At 73.0% G+C, this 18,705-nt stretch carries 21 protein-coding genes; 8 read left to right on the top strand and 13 right to left on the bottom strand.

Going from position 1 to position 18,705, the window contains the following annotated elements; all coding sequences use genetic code 11:
- Positions 1 to 16 precede the first annotated feature (16 nt).
- The gene (locus OHA68_RS39640) at positions 17 to 808 is read left to right on the top strand and encodes an arginase family protein (protein ID WP_327104807.1); all 792 of its coding nucleotides are present in this window, start codon (positions 17 to 19) and stop codon (positions 806 to 808) included.
- A gap of 155 nt (positions 809 to 963) precedes the next feature.
- Here OHA68_RS39640 and OHA68_RS39635 read toward each other — a convergent pair whose 3' ends face one another.
- The 3 genes from OHA68_RS39635 to OHA68_RS39625 form a co-directional block, all read right to left on the bottom strand.
- Entirely contained in the window at positions 964 to 2,010 is a 1,047-nt protein-coding gene (locus tag OHA68_RS39635) for an acyl-CoA dehydrogenase family protein (protein ID WP_327104806.1), read from the bottom strand.
- A 67-nt stretch (positions 2,011 to 2,077) separates the two neighbouring features.
- Positions 2,078 to 3,208 carry an acyl-CoA dehydrogenase family protein gene (locus tag OHA68_RS39630; protein WP_327104805.1) on the bottom strand — a complete coding sequence of 377 codons (1,131 nt, stop codon included), beginning with the start codon at positions 3,206 to 3,208 and terminating at the stop codon, positions 2,078 to 2,080.
- Positions 3,198 to 4,037, bottom strand: a complete 840-nt coding sequence (locus tag OHA68_RS39625; protein ID WP_327104804.1) for an enoyl-CoA hydratase — start codon at positions 4,035 to 4,037, stop codon at positions 3,198 to 3,200. The genes OHA68_RS39630 and OHA68_RS39625 overlap by 11 nt, the downstream gene beginning before the upstream one ends.
- A 46-nt stretch (positions 4,038 to 4,083) precedes the next feature.
- Between OHA68_RS39625 and OHA68_RS39620 the strand changes: the two genes are divergently transcribed.
- The 4 genes from OHA68_RS39620 (at position 4,084) to OHA68_RS39605 (ending at position 7,148) form a co-directional block, all read left to right on the top strand.
- Positions 4,084 to 4,884 carry an SDR family oxidoreductase gene (locus tag OHA68_RS39620; protein WP_327104803.1) on the top strand — a complete coding sequence of 267 codons (801 nt, stop codon included), beginning with the start codon at positions 4,084 to 4,086 and terminating at the stop codon, positions 4,882 to 4,884.
- A 15-nt stretch (positions 4,885 to 4,899) separates the two neighbouring features.
- Positions 4,900 to 5,517 (top strand): TetR/AcrR family transcriptional regulator, encoded by a 618-nt coding sequence (locus OHA68_RS39615; RefSeq protein WP_327104802.1) that lies wholly within the window; start codon positions 4,900 to 4,902, stop codon positions 5,515 to 5,517.
- Between the two features lie 10 nt (positions 5,518 to 5,527).
- Positions 5,528 to 6,685, top strand: a complete 1,158-nt coding sequence (locus OHA68_RS39610) for an acetyl-CoA C-acetyltransferase (protein WP_327104801.1) — start codon at positions 5,528 to 5,530, stop codon at positions 6,683 to 6,685.
- A 109-nt stretch (positions 6,686 to 6,794) separates the two neighbouring features.
- Positions 6,795 to 7,148: a hypothetical protein gene (locus OHA68_RS39605; RefSeq protein ID WP_327104800.1), complete on the top strand. Its 354-nt coding sequence runs from the start codon at positions 6,795 to 6,797 to the stop codon at positions 7,146 to 7,148.
- Here the strand turns inward: OHA68_RS39605 and OHA68_RS39600 are convergent.
- From OHA68_RS39600 to OHA68_RS39555, 10 genes are all read right to left on the bottom strand, one after another.
- The gene (locus tag OHA68_RS39600) at positions 7,126 to 7,533 is read right to left on the bottom strand and encodes a 4Fe-4S dicluster domain-containing protein (RefSeq protein WP_327104799.1); all 408 of its coding nucleotides are present in this window, start codon (positions 7,531 to 7,533) and stop codon (positions 7,126 to 7,128) included. The genes OHA68_RS39605 and OHA68_RS39600 overlap by 23 nt on opposite strands.
- A complete protein-coding gene (locus tag OHA68_RS39595) occupies positions 7,530 to 9,110 on the bottom strand; it encodes an FAD-binding protein (protein WP_327104798.1) in 1,581 nt (526 codons plus the stop codon). The genes OHA68_RS39600 and OHA68_RS39595 overlap by 4 nt, the downstream gene beginning before the upstream one ends.
- Complete coding sequence (locus OHA68_RS39590; RefSeq protein WP_189143691.1) at positions 9,107 to 10,093, bottom strand: ABC transporter substrate-binding protein; 987 nt, start codon at positions 10,091 to 10,093, stop codon at positions 9,107 to 9,109. Before OHA68_RS39590 ends, OHA68_RS39595 begins: the two co-directional genes overlap by 4 nt.
- The gene (locus OHA68_RS39585) at positions 10,093 to 10,455 is read right to left on the bottom strand and encodes a ferredoxin family protein (protein WP_327104797.1); all 363 of its coding nucleotides are present in this window, start codon (positions 10,453 to 10,455) and stop codon (positions 10,093 to 10,095) included. Before OHA68_RS39585 ends, OHA68_RS39590 begins: the two co-directional genes overlap by 1 nt.
- The gene (locus OHA68_RS39580) at positions 10,452 to 12,089 is read right to left on the bottom strand and encodes an FAD-binding protein (RefSeq protein ID WP_327104796.1); all 1,638 of its coding nucleotides are present in this window, start codon (positions 12,087 to 12,089) and stop codon (positions 10,452 to 10,454) included. The genes OHA68_RS39585 and OHA68_RS39580 overlap by 4 nt, the downstream gene beginning before the upstream one ends.
- Positions 12,086 to 12,859, bottom strand: a complete 774-nt coding sequence (locus OHA68_RS39575) for an ABC transporter ATP-binding protein (RefSeq protein ID WP_327104795.1) — start codon at positions 12,857 to 12,859, stop codon at positions 12,086 to 12,088. Before OHA68_RS39575 ends, OHA68_RS39580 begins: the two co-directional genes overlap by 4 nt.
- A 28-nt stretch (positions 12,860 to 12,887) precedes the next feature.
- A complete protein-coding gene (locus tag OHA68_RS39570) occupies positions 12,888 to 13,748 on the bottom strand; it encodes an ABC transporter permease subunit (RefSeq protein ID WP_327104794.1) in 861 nt (286 codons plus the stop codon).
- A 348-nt stretch (positions 13,749 to 14,096) separates the two neighbouring features.
- The gene (locus OHA68_RS39565; protein WP_327104793.1) at positions 14,097 to 15,533 is read right to left on the bottom strand and encodes a PepSY-associated TM helix domain-containing protein; all 1,437 of its coding nucleotides are present in this window, start codon (positions 15,531 to 15,533) and stop codon (positions 14,097 to 14,099) included.
- 93 nt (positions 15,534 to 15,626) lie between these two features.
- Positions 15,627 to 16,208, bottom strand: coding sequence for an MFS transporter (locus OHA68_RS39560; protein ID WP_327104792.1), 582 nt, complete (start codon positions 16,206 to 16,208; stop codon positions 15,627 to 15,629).
- A 45-nt stretch (positions 16,209 to 16,253) separates the two neighbouring features.
- Positions 16,254 to 16,685 carry a MarR family winged helix-turn-helix transcriptional regulator gene (locus OHA68_RS39555; protein WP_189143697.1) on the bottom strand — a complete coding sequence of 144 codons (432 nt, stop codon included), beginning with the start codon at positions 16,683 to 16,685 and terminating at the stop codon, positions 16,254 to 16,256.
- A gap of 143 nt (positions 16,686 to 16,828) precedes the next feature.
- Between OHA68_RS39555 and OHA68_RS39550 the strand changes: the two genes are divergently transcribed.
- The 3 genes from OHA68_RS39550 to OHA68_RS39540 are packed head-to-tail and all read left to right on the top strand — an operon-like array spanning position 16,829 to position 18,647.
- Positions 16,829 to 17,119 (top strand): DUF3040 domain-containing protein, encoded by a 291-nt coding sequence (locus tag OHA68_RS39550; protein WP_189143698.1) that lies wholly within the window; start codon positions 16,829 to 16,831, stop codon positions 17,117 to 17,119.
- The gene (locus OHA68_RS39545) at positions 17,116 to 17,955 is read left to right on the top strand and encodes a slipin family protein (protein WP_327104791.1); all 840 of its coding nucleotides are present in this window, start codon (positions 17,116 to 17,118) and stop codon (positions 17,953 to 17,955) included. Before OHA68_RS39550 ends, OHA68_RS39545 begins: the two co-directional genes overlap by 4 nt.
- Positions 17,952 to 18,647, top strand: coding sequence for a hemerythrin domain-containing protein (locus tag OHA68_RS39540; protein WP_327104790.1), 696 nt, complete (start codon positions 17,952 to 17,954; stop codon positions 18,645 to 18,647). The genes OHA68_RS39545 and OHA68_RS39540 overlap by 4 nt, the downstream gene beginning before the upstream one ends.
- Positions 18,648 to 18,705 lie beyond the last annotated feature (58 nt).

The raw sequence follows: 18,705 nt of genomic DNA, 5'->3' as shown, positions 1-18,705 counted from the left end.
CTCGTATTGTCGCCGCATGACGACTGTGCTCTGCGTGCCCCAATGGCAAGGATCGGCGTCGAGCAAGGCGCCGCAGCTGATGGCCGGCGCTCGCCGCGCCGCCGAACTCATTCCGGCCGACACGGTGGTGACCGTGCCGGTGCTTGAAACGGGCGGGGACAAGGCCGCCGGGATCCGCGCGTACGACGTGCTCGTGGAGAACCAGCGGCTGACACAGAAGGCACTGGCCGGCATCGACGACCGAGTGATCACTATCGGCGGCGATTGCGCGGTCGACATCCCGCCGATCGCCGCTGCCTATACCCGCTATGGGGACGCCTTGACGGTGCTGTGGATCGATGCCCACCCGGACGTCTACAGCCCGCAGACGCTGCCATCGGGCGCCTTCCACGGGATGGTGGTGCGCGCCCTGCTCGGAGACGGGCCGACCGGCCTCACCCTGGAGCATCCGCTGGCACCACATCAGGTGATCATCACTGGAGAGCGAGCGGGTGACGCGTCCGAGCACGAGTACCTCGCGAAGACCGGCCTGCGCAGGTACGGCGTCGACGACCTGGAGCGCGCACTCGACGGTCTGCGCGGCCCCGTGTACGTCCACATCGACCTCGATGTCCTGGAGCCCACCACCTTCGGCGCAACCTGCTATCCGGAGCCGAACGGCGTGCGGCCGCAGCGACTGATCGACCTCATCTCCCACGTGGACGACATCATCGGGGCAGCCATCACCGAACACGCGCCATCCAGCGACGACGTCAACCCCGGCGAGGCCGAGGTGATTCGCCTGCTGGGCGCCGCACTGACGCGCTGACGGTCGCCTTATCCTCGGTGCCTCCATCGGCCTTATCGCGATGGAGGTGACGTCTTCGGGCTTGCCCGGAGCGTGATCCAAATATCCTTACGGGGAGCAAAGACAGCTTCTGGGCGCCGTACGCCTGTCCGGGGGTGTCGGGTGCGGCGGGCACGTCAGCTCAGCGCCGACATCAGCCGGGCGCGGTGCTCGGTGGGCGAGCCCCAGGCGGCGCGCAGGGCGCGCGCCTTGCGGATCAGCAGGCTGAGGTCGTACTCGTCGGTGTAGCCGATCGCGCCGTGCACCTGCAAGGCGATCCTGGCGGTACGGTACGCCGCCTCCGACGCCATGACCTTGGCCGCCGACACCTCGCGGGCGAAGTCCGGCGTGCCGTGGGCGAGGGCCGCGCCGTACACCAGCGGGCGGGCGTACTCCAGCTCGACCAGCGCGTTCGCCAGTTGGTGCCTGACCGCCTGGAACTCGCCGATCGGCCGCCCGAACTGCCGCCGCGTCCCGGCGTACTCCACCGACACCTCCAGCAGACGGCGGCCCAGTCCCGTGAGCTGGGCGGCGCACACCAGCGTGCCCAGGTCGCGAGCCTCCCCGGCGGCGGCCGCCACCTCGGAACCGGCGGCGAGCACGTCCCCCGGCGTGACCGGGAACAGTCGGCGAGCAGGATCCAGGGAGCCGCGGACACCCCCCGGAACCCCGGCCCGCAACTGCGCCCCCGCCACCATCAGCACCGGGGCGGCGACGTCCGCATCCAGCGCGTAGGGAGGCGTCCGCGCGGCGGTGAGCGGATCCGGGGGCGTCGGTGTGCCGGCGTCCAGCGGGGGCGTCGGCGAGTCGAGGGTGGGCGGCGGCGCCAGCGTGGCGACGACCGTGCCGTCGGCGATGCCCGCCGGCCACGGGGAGTCCGGAGTCAGCCGGTCCAGCAGCGCGGCCACCGCGACCGTCTCGGCGCAGGGGCCGGGCACGCCGTGTCGGCCGAGCTCGTGGAAGGCGGTCACCAGCTCGACCGGGAGCACGCCCGCGCCGCCCGCCCTCTCCGGCACCGCGACCGCGAACACTCCCGCCCCGGCCAGCGACCGCCACAGCGCCAGGCCGGGCCCCGGATCGCCGCCCGCCCAGGCCCGGATGACGCCGGGCACCGCCGCCTGAGCCAGCACCTTGTCCACCGTCTCACCGAACAGCCGCTGCTCGGCATCCAGCACGAACTTCACCACGGCCTCCGCTTCACGTCCGGCACGCCCCCCAAGGCCGTCCCGGACTCGCCGGCCAGGGCGAGCCTCACGACCGTCCCGCTCTCGGCAGGCCGAGCACCCGCTCGGCGACGATGTCGCGCTGGATCTCGTTGGTCCCGGCGTAGATCGGGCCCGCGAGGGAGAAGACGTACCCCTCCAGCCACTCGCCGTCCAGCTCCCCGTCCGGGCCGAGCAGGTCCAGGGCGGTCTCGTGCAGCGCCACGTCCAGCTCCGACCAGAAGATCTTGTTGACGCTGGCCGCCGCGCCCACGTCCTCGCCACGTGAGATCGTCTCGAAGCCCTTGAGCCGGTACGCGCGGGCCCTGATCCACGCGTCGGCCACCCGGTCCCGGAGCGCGGTGTCGGCGGGGTCGCCGCAGGAGCGCCAGAGCTTGACCAGCCGGTCGGCGGCGGCCAGGAACCGGCCGGGGCTGCGCAGCGTGAGCCCCCGCTCGTTGCCCGTGGTGCTCATCGCCACCCGCCACCCCTCGCCGGGCCGCCCGATGACGTCGCGGTCGGGCACGAACACGTCGTCGAAGAACAGCTCGGCGAAGGCCGGCTTGCCGTCGAGACGCCCGATCGGCCGGCGGGTGACCCCGTCGGCGTCCAACGCGAACATCAGGTAGATCAGGCCGTGGTGCCGCCGCGACTCCGGATCGGCGCGGAACGGGCCGAAACCCCGATCGGCGAAGGCCGCGCGCGAGCTCCACGTCTTCTGCCCGTTCAGCAGCCAGCCGCCGCCGGTCCTGGTCGCGGTGGCGCGCAGGGACGCCAGGTCGCTGCCCGCCTCCGGCTCCGACCAGGCCTGGGCCCAGATCTCCGCGCCCGAGGCCATCGGCGGCAGGACGCGGGCGAGCTGCTCGGGGGTGCCGTGCCGGAACAGGGTCGGGGCCAGCAGGTTGACGCCGTTCTGACCGACCCGCGCGGGCGCGCCGGCCGCGTGGTACTCCTCCTCGAAGACCAGCCACTCCAGCGGCGTCGCGGCCCGCCCGCCGTACTCCCGTGGCCAGGACACCACCGACAGGCGGGCCGCGTACAGCTCGCGCTCCCAGGCGCGGTGCGCGGCGAACCCCGCCTCGGTCTCCAGCGACGGCAGGGCGGCGGCGGGGACGTGCGCGCGCAGCCACGCCCGCACCTCGGCCCGGAACGGCTCCACGGCCGACAGGTCAAGATCCATCGGCGGCCGCCTTCATGCTCCTGGCGTCCATCCCGGCCAGCGGGTCGGCCGCGGTCTCGGCGTTGTGCGCGTGGGCGAGGTGGTGCAGCCCGAAGACGGAGTCCAGGCCGGCGTGCAGTCCCTGCAGGTCCTCCGCCTGATTGACCGCCTTCTTCGCCAGCGCCAGGCCCAGCCGCGGCATGGCGGCGATCCGCCCGGCGAGCGCGAGGGTCCGCGCCGCCAGCTCCTCACGCGGCACCACCTGATTGATCATCCCCACCTCGTACGCACGCCGCGCCGGCATCCGGTCACCGGTGAAGAGGAACTCCTTGGCGATGCGCGGCGGCATCGCCCACGGATGGGCGAAGTACTCCACGCCCGGAATGCCCATCCGCACCACCGGGTCGGCGAAGAACGCGTCGTCGGCGGCGACGATCAGGTCGCACACCCAGGCCAGCATCAGCCCGCCCGCGATGCACGCGCCCTGCACCATCGCGATCGTCGGCTTCGGCAGCTCCCGCCAGCGCCGGCACATGCCGAGGTAGACCTCCGACTCGCGGGCCAGGCGGCTCTCCGCGCCGTCCTTGCCCACGTGGTCCCACCACAGGCCGGCCCGGCGCTCGAAGGGCAGGTGCGCGTCGCGCTCCGGGGTGCCGATGTCGTGCCCGGCGCTGAAGTGCTCGCCCGCGCCGGCCAGCACGATCACCTTGACCTCGTCGTCGGCGGCGGCCCGGTAGAGGGCCTCGTCCAGGGCGTAGGTCATGGCGGAGTTCTGGGCGTTGCGGTAGTCCGGGCGGTTCATGGTGACCAGCGCCGTGGGGCCGCGCCGTTCGTAGTTCACCACGGTCATGGGGCCCTCGCATTCTTTCTAACAAGTATTTGGTAGGGTAACTCATGTGAAGCTCAGCGAGGAGGGCTCGCCCGCGCGGCCGGTCTACGTGCCCGGCCACGGCCTGCTGCGCGATCGCGTGGCGGTGGTCACGGCCGCGGCCGGCACCGGCATCGGGGGCGCGTGCGCCCGCCGGATGCTCGAAGAGGGCGCGCGGGTGGTCGTCAGCGACGCCCATGAGCGCCGGCTGGCCGACAGCGTGGCGGGGCTGGCGCGCGAGTTCGGTGGCGCGGTGACCGGGGTGCCGTGCGACGTCACCTCAGAGGAGCAGGTCCAGGGGCTGTTCGCGGCTGCCGAGGAGCGGCTCGGCCCGGTCGACGTGGTGGTCAACAACGCCGGGCTCGGTGGCACGGCCAGGCTCGTGGAGATGACCGACGAGCAGTGGGGCCGGGTGCTGGACGTGACGCTGGGCGGCACCATGCGCTGCACCCGCGCCGCGCTGGCCCGGATGCAGCCGCGCGGGCGCGGCGTGATCGTCAACAACGCGTCGGTGATCGGCTGGCGGGCCCAGGAGGGCCAGGCGCACTACGCCGCGGCCAAGGCGGGCGTGATGGCGCTGACCAGGTGCGCGGCGGTCGAGGCCGCGCCGCACGGCGTGCGGGTCAACGCGGTGGCCCCCTCCCTGGCCCTGCACCCGCACCTGGCGAAGGTGACGACGCGCGAGCTGCTGGCCGAGCTGACCGGCCAGGAGGCGTTCGGCCGCTCCGCGGAGCCGTGGGAGGTCGCCAACGTTATCGTCTTCCTGGCGAGCGACTACTCCTCCTACATGACCGGAGAGGTCGTCTCGGTCTCCAGCCGGCATCCCTGAGAGGTCCACCGTCCCATGAGCGCACGACGCCGAGATTCCCAGAGCACCGCCGCCGCCCGCGCCGGGCGGCGGGCGGAGCTGCTCGCGACCGCCGCCGAGGTGTTCGCGTCCCGGGGATACGCGGCCACCACGGTCCGTGAGGTGGCCGACGCGGCGGACATCCTGGGCGGCAGCCTCTACTACCACTTCGACTCCAAGGAGTCGATGGTCGACGAGATCCTGTCCGTCTTCCTGTCCGACCTGTGGTCGGCCTACGACACGGTGCTCGCGGCCGGTCTGGGCGCGCGGGAGACGTTCGAGGCGCTGATCGTCGCGTCGTTCCGGTGCATCGAACGCTACCGGCCCGCTGTGGTGATTTATCAGAACGAATCCAAGCATCTCGTGACAAATCCGCGTTTCTCGTACTTGCTGGATTCGCAGCGGCGGTTCCGTGAGATGTGGCTGGCGGTGCTGGACCGGGGTGTCACCGACGGGGTCCTGCGCGCCGACCTGGACACCGGCCTGATCTACCGCTTCATCCGTGACACCGTCTGGCTGGCCGCGAGCTGGTACCGCAGCGACGGCCCGCTGCCCGCCGACGAGATCGCCCGGCAGTACATAGCGATGGTCCTGGAAGGGATCCTGACCAGCTGAGGAGTTCGCGATGGCGGAGGCGTACCTGGTCGAAGCGGTCCGCACGCCCGTGGGCCGGCGCGGCGGCGGCCTGGCCGGCGTGCACCCGGCCGACCTCGGCGCGCACGCGCTGCGCGAGCTGATGGCCCGCGCCGGCGTGGACCCGGCGGCGGTCGAGGACGTGATCTTCGGCTGTGTGGACGCGGTCGGCCCGCAGGCGGGCGACATCGCGCGCACCTGCTGGCTGGCGGCCGGGCTGCCCGAACAGGTGCCGGGCGTCACCGTCGACCGGCAGTGCGGCTCCTCCCAGCAGGCCGTGCACTTCGCCGCCCAGGCGGTGCTGTCGGGCACCTGCGATCTCGTGGTGGCCGGCGGCGTGCAGAACATGTCGCAGATCCCGATCGCGTACGCCTCCGTGGGCGCCACCGACGCGCTCGGCCTCACCGGGGGCCCGTTCGCCGGCTCGCGCGGCTGGCGGGCCCGCTACGGCGACCAGGAGGTCTCCCAGTTCCGTGGCGCCGAGATGATCGCCCGCGACTGGGACCTGTCCCGCGAGGACATGGAGGACTTCGCCTTGGAGTCGCACCGGCGCGCCGTCCGCGCGATCGACGAGGGACGCTTCACCCGCGAGATCGCCCCGATCGAGGGCGTCACGACCGACGAGGGCCCGCGCCGCGACACCACCCGGGAGCGGATGGCCGGCCTGAAGCCCCTGGTGGCGGGCGGGCGGCTCACCGCCGCGTTGGCCTCGCAGATCTCCGACGGCGCCGCCGCCCTGCTCCTCGCCTCGGAGGCGGCGGTGCGGGCGCACGGCCTGCGGCCCCGGGCCCGCGTCCACCACCTGTCCGCCCGTGGCGAGGACCCCATCCGGATGCTGTCCGCGCCGATCCCGGCGACGGCGTACGCGCTGAAGAAGAGCGGCATGTCGATCGGCGACATGTCCGCGGTGGAGATCAACGAGGCGTTCGCCCCGGTCGTGCTGGCCTGGCTGAAGGAGACCGGCGCCGACCCGGCACGGGTCAACCCGAACGGCGGCGCCATCGCGCTCGGCCACCCGCTCGGCGCCACCGGAGCCCGGCTCATGACCACCCTGCTGCACGAACTGGAGCGCACCGGCGGCCGGTACGGTCTGCAGACCATGTGCGAGGGCGGCGGCCAGGCCAACGTCACCATCATCGAGCGCCTGTGAGACTTGACAGGAAATATGACTATTCATCCGGATTCACTGGACGGGTAGGCGACTCGCCACGCATAGTGGATCAGCAGAACGGCCCGCGAAAGCGCAAGTACGGAGAGTCATGCCCCACGCGTTCGCCGCAATCCTGATAGCCGCCTCGATGACCGCCGCCGCGCCGGCCTCGGCGGCCCAGTCAGCCGCCACCACGGCTCCGAACTACCGGGCCTGCTACGACGGCACCTGCAAGATCACCCTGAAGAAGAAGGCGTCGTTCCGCGTCCACCCGCGCTTCGGCATCACCCGGCTGACCATCACCTTCAACTCCCGGCAGGTCCGGGTGAAGGGCACCGGCCCCGGCGTCACGGCCGGAGGAGGATTCAGCAAGGGCGGCGCGGTGACGGTCAACGGCATCCAGTTCACCGTCACCTCGCTGTCCGGCAAGAAGGCCGTGCTCAGGCTGAAGGCTCGCCGCTGACCCGGCGCTGACCGGCCGGCGTCTCCTCCCCGGGCCGCGAGCCGGCCGCCAGGCGGGCGGTGAAGACGTGGTTCTGGTCCAGGCGGCTGCCGGGCGTCCGGCCGCCGCCCCAGCCCAGGACGGCCCGGTAGCGGCCCATCGCCCCGGCCTCCAGCAGCGCGGCCTCGTCGGTGTACGGCGAGCCGGCCGGCGCCGGACCCGACAGCGGGGCGACGAACAGCGCGTCCACCGGGCAGTGCGCCTCGCACATGAAACACGTCTGGCAGTCGTCCTGCCGGGCGATCACCGGGATGCCGTCCGGCCCGAGGGCGAACACGTCCATCGGGCACACCTTCACGCACACGTCGCACTTCACACACCGGTCCTTGCTGACCACCTCGATCATGCGACGGCCTCCTTCGGCTCTTCCGGCGCCGTCCAGACCTCGTCCAGGCCGCCGATGCGGATGCGCCGGGCCAGGCGCGGGTCGGCTTCGGGCCGGTCGAGCCGCTGGTGCATGCCGCGCGACTCCGCGCGGGCCAGCGCCGCACGGTACATCCACCGTCCGTGCGCCACCATGGCGGCGGCCTGCCGCGCCCGCAGTGCCCCACGGCCCTCGCCTGCCAGGTGAGCGGCGACGTCCGTCCAGAGCCGGTCCAGGGAGGTCAGGGAGCGGCGCAGTCCCGCGGCGGTGCGGAAGTAGTTCCGGTCGAGCGGCAGCACCTCGTCCTGGACGGCCCGGACCACCTCGGCCGCCGCTCCCGTGGCCAGGCCGTGCGGGCGCAGCCCGGCCCGGCCGGCGGGGCGCGACCGTGCGCGGCCCTCGCCCCTGGTGGCGAAGGCCGCGGCGGCGGTGCCGGCCCAGGTGCCGGAGGAGATGGCCCAGGCGCCGTTGTGACTGCCGCCGCCGCTGACGCTCCCGGTGATCAGCTCCCGGGTGGCCACGTCCCCCGCCGCGTACAGGCCGGGAACCGTGGTGGCGCAGTCCTCGCCGACGACGCGCAGCCCGCCGGTCCCGCGTACGGTCCCTTCCATGACGAGCCGTACCGGGTACGCCTGCGTGAACGGGTCGATGCCGGCCTTGTCCAGCGGAAGGAAGTAGTTGGGCTGGGACCGGCGCATCGCCTCGCGCAGGCCGGGCGGCGCCTGGTCCAGCCGGGCGAGCACCTGGCGGCCGTCGGCGAGCAGCCGGGCCACCGCCTGCCGGGCGGTCCCCATGTCGCCCAGGTCCAGAGGCCGCCCGTCCTCGTCGTAGTAGCTCGCGAACTGCATCATCAGGCCCTTGGTGTGCGCCCCGTACGCCGGGGAGAGCGCGTAGGCGTTGGAGAACTCCATGCCCGACAGCTCCGCGCCCAGCTCGGCCGCCATCAGGTGGCCGTCCCCGGTGTCGACGTCGAGTCCGAACGCGCCGGACAGGAACGCGCAGCCGCCGGTCGCGAGCACGACGGCGCCCGCCCGCACCTCCCAGCGCCCGCCGCCGTCCTGGCGGCGGATCCCGGCGGCGCCCACGGCCGTGCCGTCGGGAGTGGCGAGCAGTTCCAGCGCGGGATGGTGGTCGAGGATCCGCACGCCGCTGCGGTGCGCCTTGCGCCGCATCCTGCGCATGTACTCGGGCCCCTGCAGGCTGCCGCGCCGCTCCACCCCGCCCTCGTCCACCGGGAACGGGTAGCCCCAGCCGGCGAGCCGGCCGATCTGGTGGTAGGTCTCCTCGATGACCCGCTCCATCCAGCGGCGCTCGGTCAGCCGGCCGGCGATGGCCTCGCGCGCGTCCATCGCGGCCTCGCGGAGGGCGGGGTCGGGCGGCAGGTACCACAGGTTGTTGCCGCCCACCGCCGCCGAGCCGCTGGTCCCGCAGTAGCCCTTGTCTGCGAGCACGACGTCCGCACCCGTCCCGGCCGCCGCGATCGCGGCCCAGGCCCCGGCGGGGCCGCCGCCCAGCACCAGCACGTCGGCATGCCGCAGCAGCGTCACCTCGGCGGTCATCCACGCGCTCCGGCGGCGATCCAGTCGTCGAGGGCGAAGTCGGTCTTGACGAAGCCCTCCTTCACCAGGAACTTCTTGGTGCTCTCCAGCAGGGCCAGCCCCTTGTCGGTGAAGGGCTCGTCGGGCAGTTGGCCGCGCAGCGTCGTGGCCTTGGTGATCTCCGGGGCGAAGCCGCCGACCTTGCCCGCGAAGTCCAGATAGTCGTCCCAGTTGGCCTTGGCGAGCTTGGTCCCCTCCCGCTGGGTCTGCTGCCAGACCTTCACGAAGCCGGCGTTGGCGTCGAGGAAGGACTCCGACCCCACGGTGGAGCTCGTCCCCAGATATTGGGGATGGTCCTTGGAGGCGACGTCGATCACGGGATAGCCCTTGTTCTTGAGCGCCTCGAAGTTCGCCGAGGGCACGGCCACCGCGTCGACGTCCCCGCGCTCCAGCGCCGCCTCGATCTCGGTGTTGTAGATGTGCACGATCTCGCCCGGCTTCACCCCGGCGTCACCGAGCGCGCCGAGGAGGTAGCGGTGGATGTAGGAGCCCTTCTGCGTGGCCACCCGCTTGCCTGCCAGCTCGGCCAGCGACGTGGGGCCGCCGTCCTTCTTGGCCAGGACGCCGGCGTCGAGTCCGACCGAGGCCTGCGCGATGAGCCTCGTGGGCTGGCCCGCCCCGCGCGCGACCAGGCTGGGGGTGTCGCCGTAGGAGGCGACGTCCAGCTCGCGCGCGACGAGCGCCTGGTTGAGGTCGGGGCCGTTCGGGAAGGAGTACACCTCCACGCCGGTGATCCCGGCCGGGGCCAGCAGCGGCAGCAGCTTGTTCTTCTCCTTCAGATAGCCGATCACGCCGGTCAGCTTGTTGCCGGTGCCGATCACGCCGATCCGCAGGGTGGCGGGCGCGCCGGTGGCGCCGGCGGAGTCCGCGCCGCAGCCCGACAGGACCGCCGGGAGCGCGAGTGCGGCGGCCACCATGAGCGCGAACGTTGCGCGGGTCTTCATCAATGCTCCTTGCGGGGTGGTGCGGGGGTGGGACGGGGGAGGTCGGGGCCGACGGCTCGCAGGGCGCCCGGGGTGCGGCCGCGGCCCCAGCCGATCTTCTTGCGGTAGCCGCCGAGCAGCCCGGCGGCGGTCACGTACGCCTCGTCACGCAGCGGCGAGCCCGGTTCGACCGGCTCGGCCTGGGGCGCCACGAACAGGGCGTCCACCGGGCAGTACGCCTCGCACATGAAGCACGTCTGGCAGTCCTGCACGCGGGCGATGACCGGGATGTCGCCGGGGCCCGTGTCGAAGACGCTGGTCGGGCAGACTTCCACGCAGCGGTCGCAGCCGATGCACCGCTCCTGGGAGACGATCTCGATCACGACGCCGCCCGCAGTCCGGCGTACTCCTGCGGGCCGACCGGCGCGACCGGGTCGGGCCGGACCTGGATCTCGTCCAGCCCGCTGACCAGCAGCCGCCGCCGCGAGGACGGGTCCGCGCCGGGGCGGTCCTCACGCTTGTGCATGCCCCGGGTCTCCTGCCTGGCCAGGGCCGCGGTGTACATCCAGCGGCCGTGCGCGGCCAGCGCCGCCGCCTGCCTGGCGGCCACGACCTCCGCGCCGTCGCCGCCGTACAGCGAGGCGCGCAGCCCGCTCCAGGTGCTGTGCAGCCCGGCCAGCGCGGGCGCCAGCCGGTCCCCGTGCCGCAGAAGATTCTTCTCGTACGGCAGCACCTCGGCCTGCACGGCGGCCACGACCTCGCGCGCCGCACCGGGCCGGCCGGGCTTGCCGGTGGGCCGCAGACCCGCGCCGCCCAGGGCGCTGACCCGGCGGCGCGCGGTCAGGGGGCCGAGCGAGGCGGCGTGCCGGGCCGCGCCCCGGCCCGCCCAGGTGCCCGAGGAGATGGCCCAGGCCGCGTTGTGGCTGCCGCCGCCGGTGAAGCCGCCGCAGATCAGCTCCCGGGTCGCCGCGTCGCCCGCGACGTACAGGCCGGGCACCGAGGTGGCGCAGTCGTCGCCGGTGATACGGATGCCGCCGGTGCCCCGCACCGTGCCCTCCAGCAGCAGGGTGACCGGGAAGCGCTGGGTGAACGGGTCGATGCCCATCCGGTCGAAGGGCAGGAAGAAGTTCGCCTGGGCGAGCCGCATCGCCCGCTGCGCGTCGGCGTCGGCGCGGTCGATCTTGCAGTAGACCTTCTCCGTCAGCAGGGTGCGGGCGATCACCGACCGGCCCTTCTGGCTGCCGGCTCCCTCCAGCACGGTGCCGTCCTCGTGGTAGAAGGTGGCGAAGGAGTAGTAGGCGGTCTTGGTCACCGAGGAGAACTCCGGCGCGAGCGCGTAGGCGTTGGAGAACTCCATGCCGGACAGCTCCGCGCCCGCCTCGGCGGCCATCAGCGCGCCGTCGCCGGTGTTCACGTCGCAGCCCAGGGCGCGGCTCAGGAACGCGCAGCCGCCGGTGGCGAGCACCACCGCGCCCGCCGAGACCCGGTAGGGCCGGTCGTGGCGCCGCTGGTAGCCGGCCGCGCCCGCGACCGCGCCGTCGGCGTCCACCAGCAGCTCGACGACCGGGCTGTGGTCCAGGATGCGCACCCCGGCCCGGCGCAGCAGGATCCGCATCCGCCGCATGTACTCCGGCCCCTGGACGCCGCGCCGGAGCTGGCCGCCCGCGCCGTCCGGCGGGAACGGGTAGCGCCCGGTGTCGGCCAGCTCGTTGACGCCCTCGTAGGTCTGGTCGAGGACGCGGGCCATCCAGCGGCGGTCGGCGAGGTAGCCGCCGAGGGCCTCCCGGCCGGCCATCGCCTTCTCCCGTTCGGCGGGGTGCGGTGGCACGTACCAGACGCCGGTGCCCGCGGAGGCGGTGGCGCCGCTGGTGCCGCAGTAGCCCTTGTCGGCGAGCACGACGTCCGCGCCCGCCTGCGCCGCCTTGTAGGCCGCCCACGCGGCCGCCGGACCGCCGCCGACGACGAGCACGCCGGCCGACAGCTCATGGGTGTGCGGGGAGAGACCTGTCACTGTCACGAGAACTCCTGAAGCTGGTCGTCATGGCCGAGATCGGGGTCGACGCCGAGGCTGATGAGCAGCCGCCGGCGCAGGGGCGCGAAGCGCGGGTGGTCGAGGGAGCGAGGGCGGGGGATGTCGACGTGGATCTCGTCGGCGACCTTGCCGTCCGCCAGCAGCAGGGCCCGGTCGGCGAGCAGGAGAGCCTCCTCCACGTCGTGCGTGACCAGCAGGACGGCCGGGCGGTGCTGGGTCCACAGCCGGGCGACCAGCGCCTGCGCCTTCAGCCGGGTGAGGGCGTCCAGCGCGCCGAAGGGCTCGTCGAGCAGCAGCAGCTTGGGGGTGCGCACCAGTGCGCGGGCCAGCGCGACGCGCTGGGACTCGCCGCCGGACAGCGTCGACGGCCAGGCGTCGGCGCGGGCCGCGAGGCCGACCTCGGTGAGCGCGCGCAGCGCCCGCCCCCGCAGGTCCGGGCCGGTGAGCCCGAGCGTGACGTTGCGCCACACCCGCGACCAGGGCAGCAGCCGGTGCTCCTGGAAGACGACGGCCGACTCCCCGGGGACGTCCAGGACGCCTTCCGCGCCCGTGTCCAGCCGGGCCACCGCGCGCAGCAGAGTGCTCTTGCCCGAGCCGCTGGCGCCCAGCAGCGCGACGAACTCCCCGGGGGCGATGTCGAGATCGACGCCGTCGAGGACGACGCGCCCGGAGAACGCCCGCCGCAGCCCGCGCACGCGCACGCCGCCCGTGGCGTCGGAGAGGGGGCGGGCTTCTGTCAGGTGGCCCTGGCTCATGCCGGGCTCCTTTCGGGTTCGGCTCGGTTCATCTCGCGGTCAGCCCTCGGCGCCAGGCCAGGGCGTGCCGTTCCAGGGCGCGTACGAACAGGTCGGTGGCCAGCCCGAGCAGGGCGTACACGACCAGGACGACGAACACCACGTCGGTGCGCAGGAACTCCTTGGCGTCCGTCACCAGGAAGCCGATGCCGGAGGTGGTCGCCGTCTGCTCGGCGACGACCAGGCTGAGCCAGCCGATGCCGAGCGCCTGGCGCAGCCCGACGAGGATCTGCGGCAGGGCGCCGGGCAGGATGACCTGGCGGATCAGCCCGAACCCCTGGACCCCGCAGGATCTGGCCGATTCCACGAACCGCTCGTCGACGCTCCGGATGCCGTGGAAGACGTTGAGGTAGAGGGGGAAGATCGGGCCGATGGTGATCAGGGCGATCTTGGCCGTCTCGTCGATGCCGAACCAGATGATGAACACCGGCACCAGCGCCAGGTGCGGGAGCATCCGCAGGGCCTGGATGGGCGCGTCGACGAGGTCCTCGAAGAGCTTGACCAGCCCGGCCGCGAGGCCGAGCACGAGTCCGGCGGACAGCCCGATCGCCAGCCCTTTCGCCACGCGGGCGAGTGAGGCGGCGAGGTGGTGCTGGAGCTCGCCGGTGCTGATCAGCTCGACGCCCGCGGTCCACACCCGGGTCGGGGGCGGGGTGCTCACCCCTAACCACCCCTGGGACGCGCCGATCTGCCAGAAGACCAGGATGGCCGCGAGTCCCACCAGCCTGCGCCCGCGAGCGGTGACGGCGCCGGCGAACCGCGTCACCGGTGGTGGCAGGGCCTTCGGCGCGGGCGCGCTCGGGCCGGCGAGCTGGTCCGAGGCTGGGGCGTTCAGGACGGGGGACGTCATCGGGGGAGGCTCCTTGAGACGTGCGCGCACGCCGGAGGGACACACGGCGGCGATCGGGTGGGACGTCGGAGGGAATGCCGGCTCGAAGGGCATGCGCCAGGCGGCGTCGGGAAGAGATCGTGAGCGGGCGATGGGAAGGGTGCGGCAGGACGGGGTGACGCCGTCACCGAAAGCGGCAGAGCCTACATCGGGTGACGAGATGGCAGGTCTCGTGCATGCCCTTCACTGTAATCCCTATATAACCTACTGTCCAGGTTGGTAATAAAGGTATTTAGCGCGAGGTGCGGAAACGGCGCGGCCGGACCCGACGAGATGTCGGATCCGGCCGGGTGACGCGGTGGTGTCGGCTCAGCCGGAGGCGCGGGCCGGCCTGGGGATGCGCCGCAGCAGCAGGTCCAGGGCCAGCACAGCCACCATGGTGACGCCGGCCAGCGGGAAGAGCACGCCGAGCACCGCCATGATGGCGATCACGCCGTACGCCGTCCGCCTGTTCGTGACGCGGGCGGGGGCGCCGACGCGGCCCCGGGGACGGCGCTTCCACCACATCCACACGCCCGTGACGATCAGGGTGATCAGCGCCAGGCAGGCGCCGAGCATCAGGATGAGGTTGGCGACGCCGTAGCGGCGGCCCTCGTGCACCGCGATGCCCTGCTCGACGGCCTTGGCCATGAGGCCGTACTCGGCCCAGCCGTAGGAGACCAGCACTCGCCCGCTGTACTGGTCGACGTGCAGCGTCTGCGCGGCCGACGGGTCGCGGCGCGGGTCGGTCACGATCGTGTAGACGCCCTTCGCGCCGTCGGGGAGCAGGATCTTGACGTCGCACTCGGCGGCCGGGCAGTCCCGGATGGCCGGCCGGGCGGCGGCCAGCGCGCGTTCGACAGGGAGCGCGCCGGGCTGCAGGACGCCACCCGTGCTCTTGTGGGCGGCGTGCGGGTCGTCCTGCGAGTCGGGCACGGGCAGCTGCTCGGCGGCCCAGGGCACCTTGGCGTCAGGGTGGTGGGACAGGTCTCCCGACAGGGCGGGCACGGTGGAGGAGCTGGGGTAGTCGCCCGCGCTCGGGGTGGTGGAGCCGGTGGTCTCCTGCAGGCTCTGCAGCCCCGCACCCCACACGCCCGACCAGGGAAGCCCGGACAGGACGAGGAAGACGACGACCGCGCCCGCCCCGACGCCGGTCATCGTGTGCAGCCGGAGCAGCCGTCCGCGTGCCGAGGTGGCGCGGCGCTTGCGAGGGCTGCTCCACCACAGGTACGTGCCGGTCGCGACGAGGATGAGCGCCCAGCACGCGGCGATCTCCACCACCCGGTCGCCGGCGACGCCGGCCATCAGCTCGCCGTGGATCGTCCGTACGACGCGCATGAAGGTGGCCGAGTCGTCGATCTGGCCCGTCACGGTGGCGGTCGCCGGGTTCACGTACACCGACAGCCCTTCCGCGAACGGCCCGGTGTCGGCGCCCTGGAGGATGACGCGGGTGGTGCGGTCCGCGGCCTTGGGCGGGATGACGGACATCACGGCCGCGCCCGGACGGACCTGCTGGGCCGCGGCGATCTGCTCCGACAGCGGGCGGGCGGTGGTGGCGGGGGAGGAGAGGGTGCGCACGTCCTGGTAGCGCCACTCCTCGAACGGCTCCTTGAACAGGTAGATGGCCCCCGTCACGGCGAGGACCAGCAGGACGGGGGCGACGAACAGGCCGGCGTAGAAGTGCCAGCGCCAGACGGCACGGTAGCGCTGGGAGGAGGTGGCGGTGACCGGCTGGGTGGTTTCCGGCCGTACGTGGACAGAGGTCATGGGCGTTCTCCGAAGGGCGCGCGAGGAGGAGCAGGGCAGGCAGGGCCGGCCGCGCGCGCTGGCGCGGCGGCGGTGACGGGCGGATGCCTCCTGCTACCTCGGCGGTCCTCGGCGGGAGAGCGCCGAGGACAGCGCCTGGGCGGTGCGAAGAGCGGGCGCCGGCGCCGCGACGGGCGGCGCGGGACGGGGCGCGGCGAGCGGGGCGAACCCGCGGGGCAGTGGGTGCCACAGATCGCGCAGCGCGCAGCCGAGCAGCCGCAGGAGCGTGAGCAGCGCCGCGTCGCCGCGCTCCAGCCACCAGGCGGACAGCATCGCGACGAGAACGTGCGCCACCAGCATCCCCAGCCCGGGGAAGAGCCCGGCGGGCTGGTGATGCTCGGCGCCGGGCACGGGCGTGCGCACGGCGGTGGCGCCCGCGCTGAACAGATGGTGCATGCCGTACTGCGCGGCGAAGGCCGCGGCCAGCAGCGTCCCCATGGACGGGTGGCGGCCGGCGAGGACGAACGCCCCCGCTCCGGTGATCGCGGTGGCGGCGGCCACGACGCCCAGCCGGGCGCCCCCGCCACCGGCCAGCATGTGCGTGCCGAGCGCGGTGTACACGCAGACGACGGCGAACGCGGCGGCACGCAGGGCGCGCGGAACCGGCCGGCCGCCGTGCACACGATCACCGCTCACAGACGGAGATACGTCGCGGCGGCGGCGATGGTTCACCCGTCATTTCTATCCTTCGGGTGGCGCGCTGTTCCAGACCGGAAGGGTGAGTACGGTGTGCATGCGGCGCAGTTCGTCGCGGTGCAGCGCGCTCAGCCGGGCCAGCACCTCTTCGCCCCTCGGGGTCAGCAGCACGCGCACCGCCCGGCCGTCGTCCGGATGCGCCTCCCGCCGCACCAGGTCCTGCGCCTGGGCGCGGTTGACCAGCTCGACGACGCTGTGGTGGCGAAGCTGGAGCCGCTCGGCGAGCTCGCGCACGCTCGCCCACTCGCGGCCGGGAAACCCTTTCAGCGCCAGTAGCAGTTGATACTGCTGCGGGGTGAGGCCGTCCTCGCGCACCGTCTCCTCGCTGAACCGCAGATAACGGCGGATGCCGAACCGGAACCTGGCCAGCGCCTCGAAGTCCTGCTTGGTCAGCTGCGCGCCCTCTGGGTTCGTCACAGCCTGAGCCTATCGTGATGCGACATGTCGTGCTTGATCCAGCAGGTCATGTTCATCTCATATCTATCGTGTTACGATACAACTGCTCGGGTGGCACAGATGGGACGACGGCCTCCGGCAGACGGGCACCCAGGAGGTGTGTCGTGCTCAGCGATCGCGAACGCGAGGCATTGCGCGAGATTCAATGCCGCTTGCTGGCCGAGGATCCGGCTTTCGCCCGGGTCTTCAGTACCGACGCCCGGCGTCTGGAACAAACGCCGTCCCATCTGCCCCGGTCCACCTACACCACCCTGCTCGTGATGAGCCTGATGCTCAGCGTGATCGCGCTCATGGCGGGGGCGCCGCTCGGCGGCCTGGTCTTCGCCATGGCGGCCGGCGTGATGTGGGGACTCCGGCTGCGCGCCGGCCGGGCCGGAGATCGGAGGATGACATGAACGCCCTTGTCGCTGTGCTCATCGGGATCCTGGCGGCTACCGCGCTCTGGGCCTGCCTGAGCGTGCGCATCGTCAGGCAGTTCGAGCGGGGAGTGATCTTCCGGTTCGGCCGGGTCCGCCCGAAGACCATCGGCCCCGGGCTCGCCGTGATCCTGCCGATCGCCGACCGGCTGCACAAGGTCAGCATGCAGATCGTCACCCTGCCCATCCCCGCCCAGGACGGCATAACCCGCGACAACGTGACGGTCCGGGTGGACGCCGTGATCTACTTCCGCGTCGTCGACCCGGTCCGCGTGATCGTCGACGTCCAGGACTACGGATCCGCCATCTGCCAGGTCGCGCTGGCCTCGCTGCGGTCGATCATCGGCAAGAGCGAGCTCGACGACCTGCTGTCCAACCGGGAGCGGCTCAACCAGGGCCTGGAGCTGATGATCGACAGCCCGGCCGTGGACTGGGGCGTGCACATCGACCGCGTCGAGATCAAGGACGTGGTGCTGCCGGAGACGATGAAGCGCTCCATGTCACGACAGGCGGAGGCGGAGCGGGAGCGGCGCTCCCGCGTGATCACCGCCGAAGGGGAGCTGCAGGCCTCGGAGAAGCTTGCCCAGGCCGCCGAGTGCATGGCCGCGCACCCGGCCGCGCTCCAGCTCCGGCTGCTCCAGACGGTCGTCGAGGTCGCCGCCGAGAAGAACTCCACCCTCGTGCTGCCCTTCCCCGTCGAGCTGCTCCGCTTCCTGGAACGGGCCACCCCCGCCGAGCCCGAGCTGCGCGCCGAGCCCGAGCAGCGCGTCGGCCAAGAGCAGCGCCTCGGCCAAGAGCAGGGTGTCCTGCGGTGAGCGGGGGCACGCCGGCCCGCCAGAGCGGCGACTCCCTGACCGCCGAACATGCCCAGTTGCTCGCCCAGGTCTCCGCCCGGGCCAGGGACCTGCTCGCGGTGGCCGCCCAGAGCCGCTGGCCCGAGCGCGAGCTGCGGGCGCTGACCGCCTACCTGCGCGCGGAGGTCATCCGGCAGATCAGGGACGAGGAGCGGCTGCTGCTCCCCACCTACGGCGCGGCGCCCGTCCTCGCCTGGGTGGCTCGCGACCACGCCCGGCTGCGCGCCGCCGTCGACGCGATGGCCGGTACGGCCGGCGGCGAGCGCCGCTGCTCGCTGACCCGGCTGGCCACGATGACCCGCGACCTGCTCACCCAGCTCAGCGACCACTTCGCCACCGAGGAACGCCTCCTGGCCGGGCTCGGCACCCCGGCGGCGGCGACCGCCGCCCTGGGGGCCCACCCCCATCGCTGGTACGCCCTCACCGAGGGACCGGTGGTGGACCTGGACGCGCTGCCGCCCGCCACGGCGACCGAGGCCGTCACCGACCGGTTGCGCCGGCTGCGCCGCGACGAGGAGATCGAGCTGCGCTCCGGCCACGACCTGAACGCACTGTGCTGGTGGCTGTCCGCGTCCGGACGCGGCGACTACGGCTTCGCCTACCTCCGCGAGGGGCCGGACGAGTGGCACGTACGGGTGACGCGCCGCCGCTGATTCAGGCGGGCCACGTGCGGGTGACGTGCTGCCGTTAGCGCAGGCGGACCATGTACGG

It is taken from the genome of Nonomuraea glycinis (assembly GCF_035920485.1).
Classification (GTDB): Bacteria; Actinomycetota; Actinomycetes; order Streptosporangiales; family Streptosporangiaceae; genus Nonomuraea; species Nonomuraea glycinis.
This window is presented reverse-complemented; position numbering and strand designations above follow the sequence as displayed.

Coding starts and splice junctions, on each gene's coding strand:
- OHA68_RS39625 (WP_327104804.1), bottom strand. CDS start 4,037: ATGACCGTGGTGAACTACGAACGGCGCGGCCCCACGGCGCTGGTCACC.
- OHA68_RS39570 (WP_327104794.1), bottom strand. CDS start 13,748: ATGACGTCCCCCGTCCTGAACGCCCCAGCCTCGGACCAGCTCGCCGGC.
- OHA68_RS39605 (WP_327104800.1), top strand. CDS start 6,795: ATGCCCCACGCGTTCGCCGCAATCCTGATAGCCGCCTCGATGACCGCC.
- OHA68_RS39565 (WP_327104793.1), bottom strand. CDS start 15,533: ATGACCTCTGTCCACGTACGGCCGGAAACCACCCAGCCGGTCACCGCC.
- OHA68_RS39630 (WP_327104805.1), bottom strand. CDS start 3,208: ATGGATCTTGACCTGTCGGCCGTGGAGCCGTTCCGGGCCGAGGTGCGG.
- OHA68_RS39640 (WP_327104807.1), top strand. CDS start 17: ATGACGACTGTGCTCTGCGTGCCCCAATGGCAAGGATCGGCGTCGAGC.
- OHA68_RS39610 (WP_327104801.1), top strand. CDS start 5,528: ATGGCGGAGGCGTACCTGGTCGAAGCGGTCCGCACGCCCGTGGGCCGG.
- OHA68_RS39615 (WP_327104802.1), top strand. CDS start 4,900: ATGAGCGCACGACGCCGAGATTCCCAGAGCACCGCCGCCGCCCGCGCC.
- OHA68_RS39590 (WP_189143691.1), bottom strand. CDS start 10,093: ATGAAGACCCGCGCAACGTTCGCGCTCATGGTGGCCGCCGCACTCGCG.
- OHA68_RS39595 (WP_327104798.1), bottom strand. CDS start 9,110: ATGACCGCCGAGGTGACGCTGCTGCGGCATGCCGACGTGCTGGTGCTG.
- OHA68_RS39575 (WP_327104795.1), bottom strand. CDS start 12,859: ATGAGCCAGGGCCACCTGACAGAAGCCCGCCCCCTCTCCGACGCCACG.
- OHA68_RS39545 (WP_327104791.1), top strand. CDS start 17,116: ATGAACGCCCTTGTCGCTGTGCTCATCGGGATCCTGGCGGCTACCGCG.
- OHA68_RS39600 (WP_327104799.1), bottom strand. CDS start 7,533: ATGATCGAGGTGGTCAGCAAGGACCGGTGTGTGAAGTGCGACGTGTGC.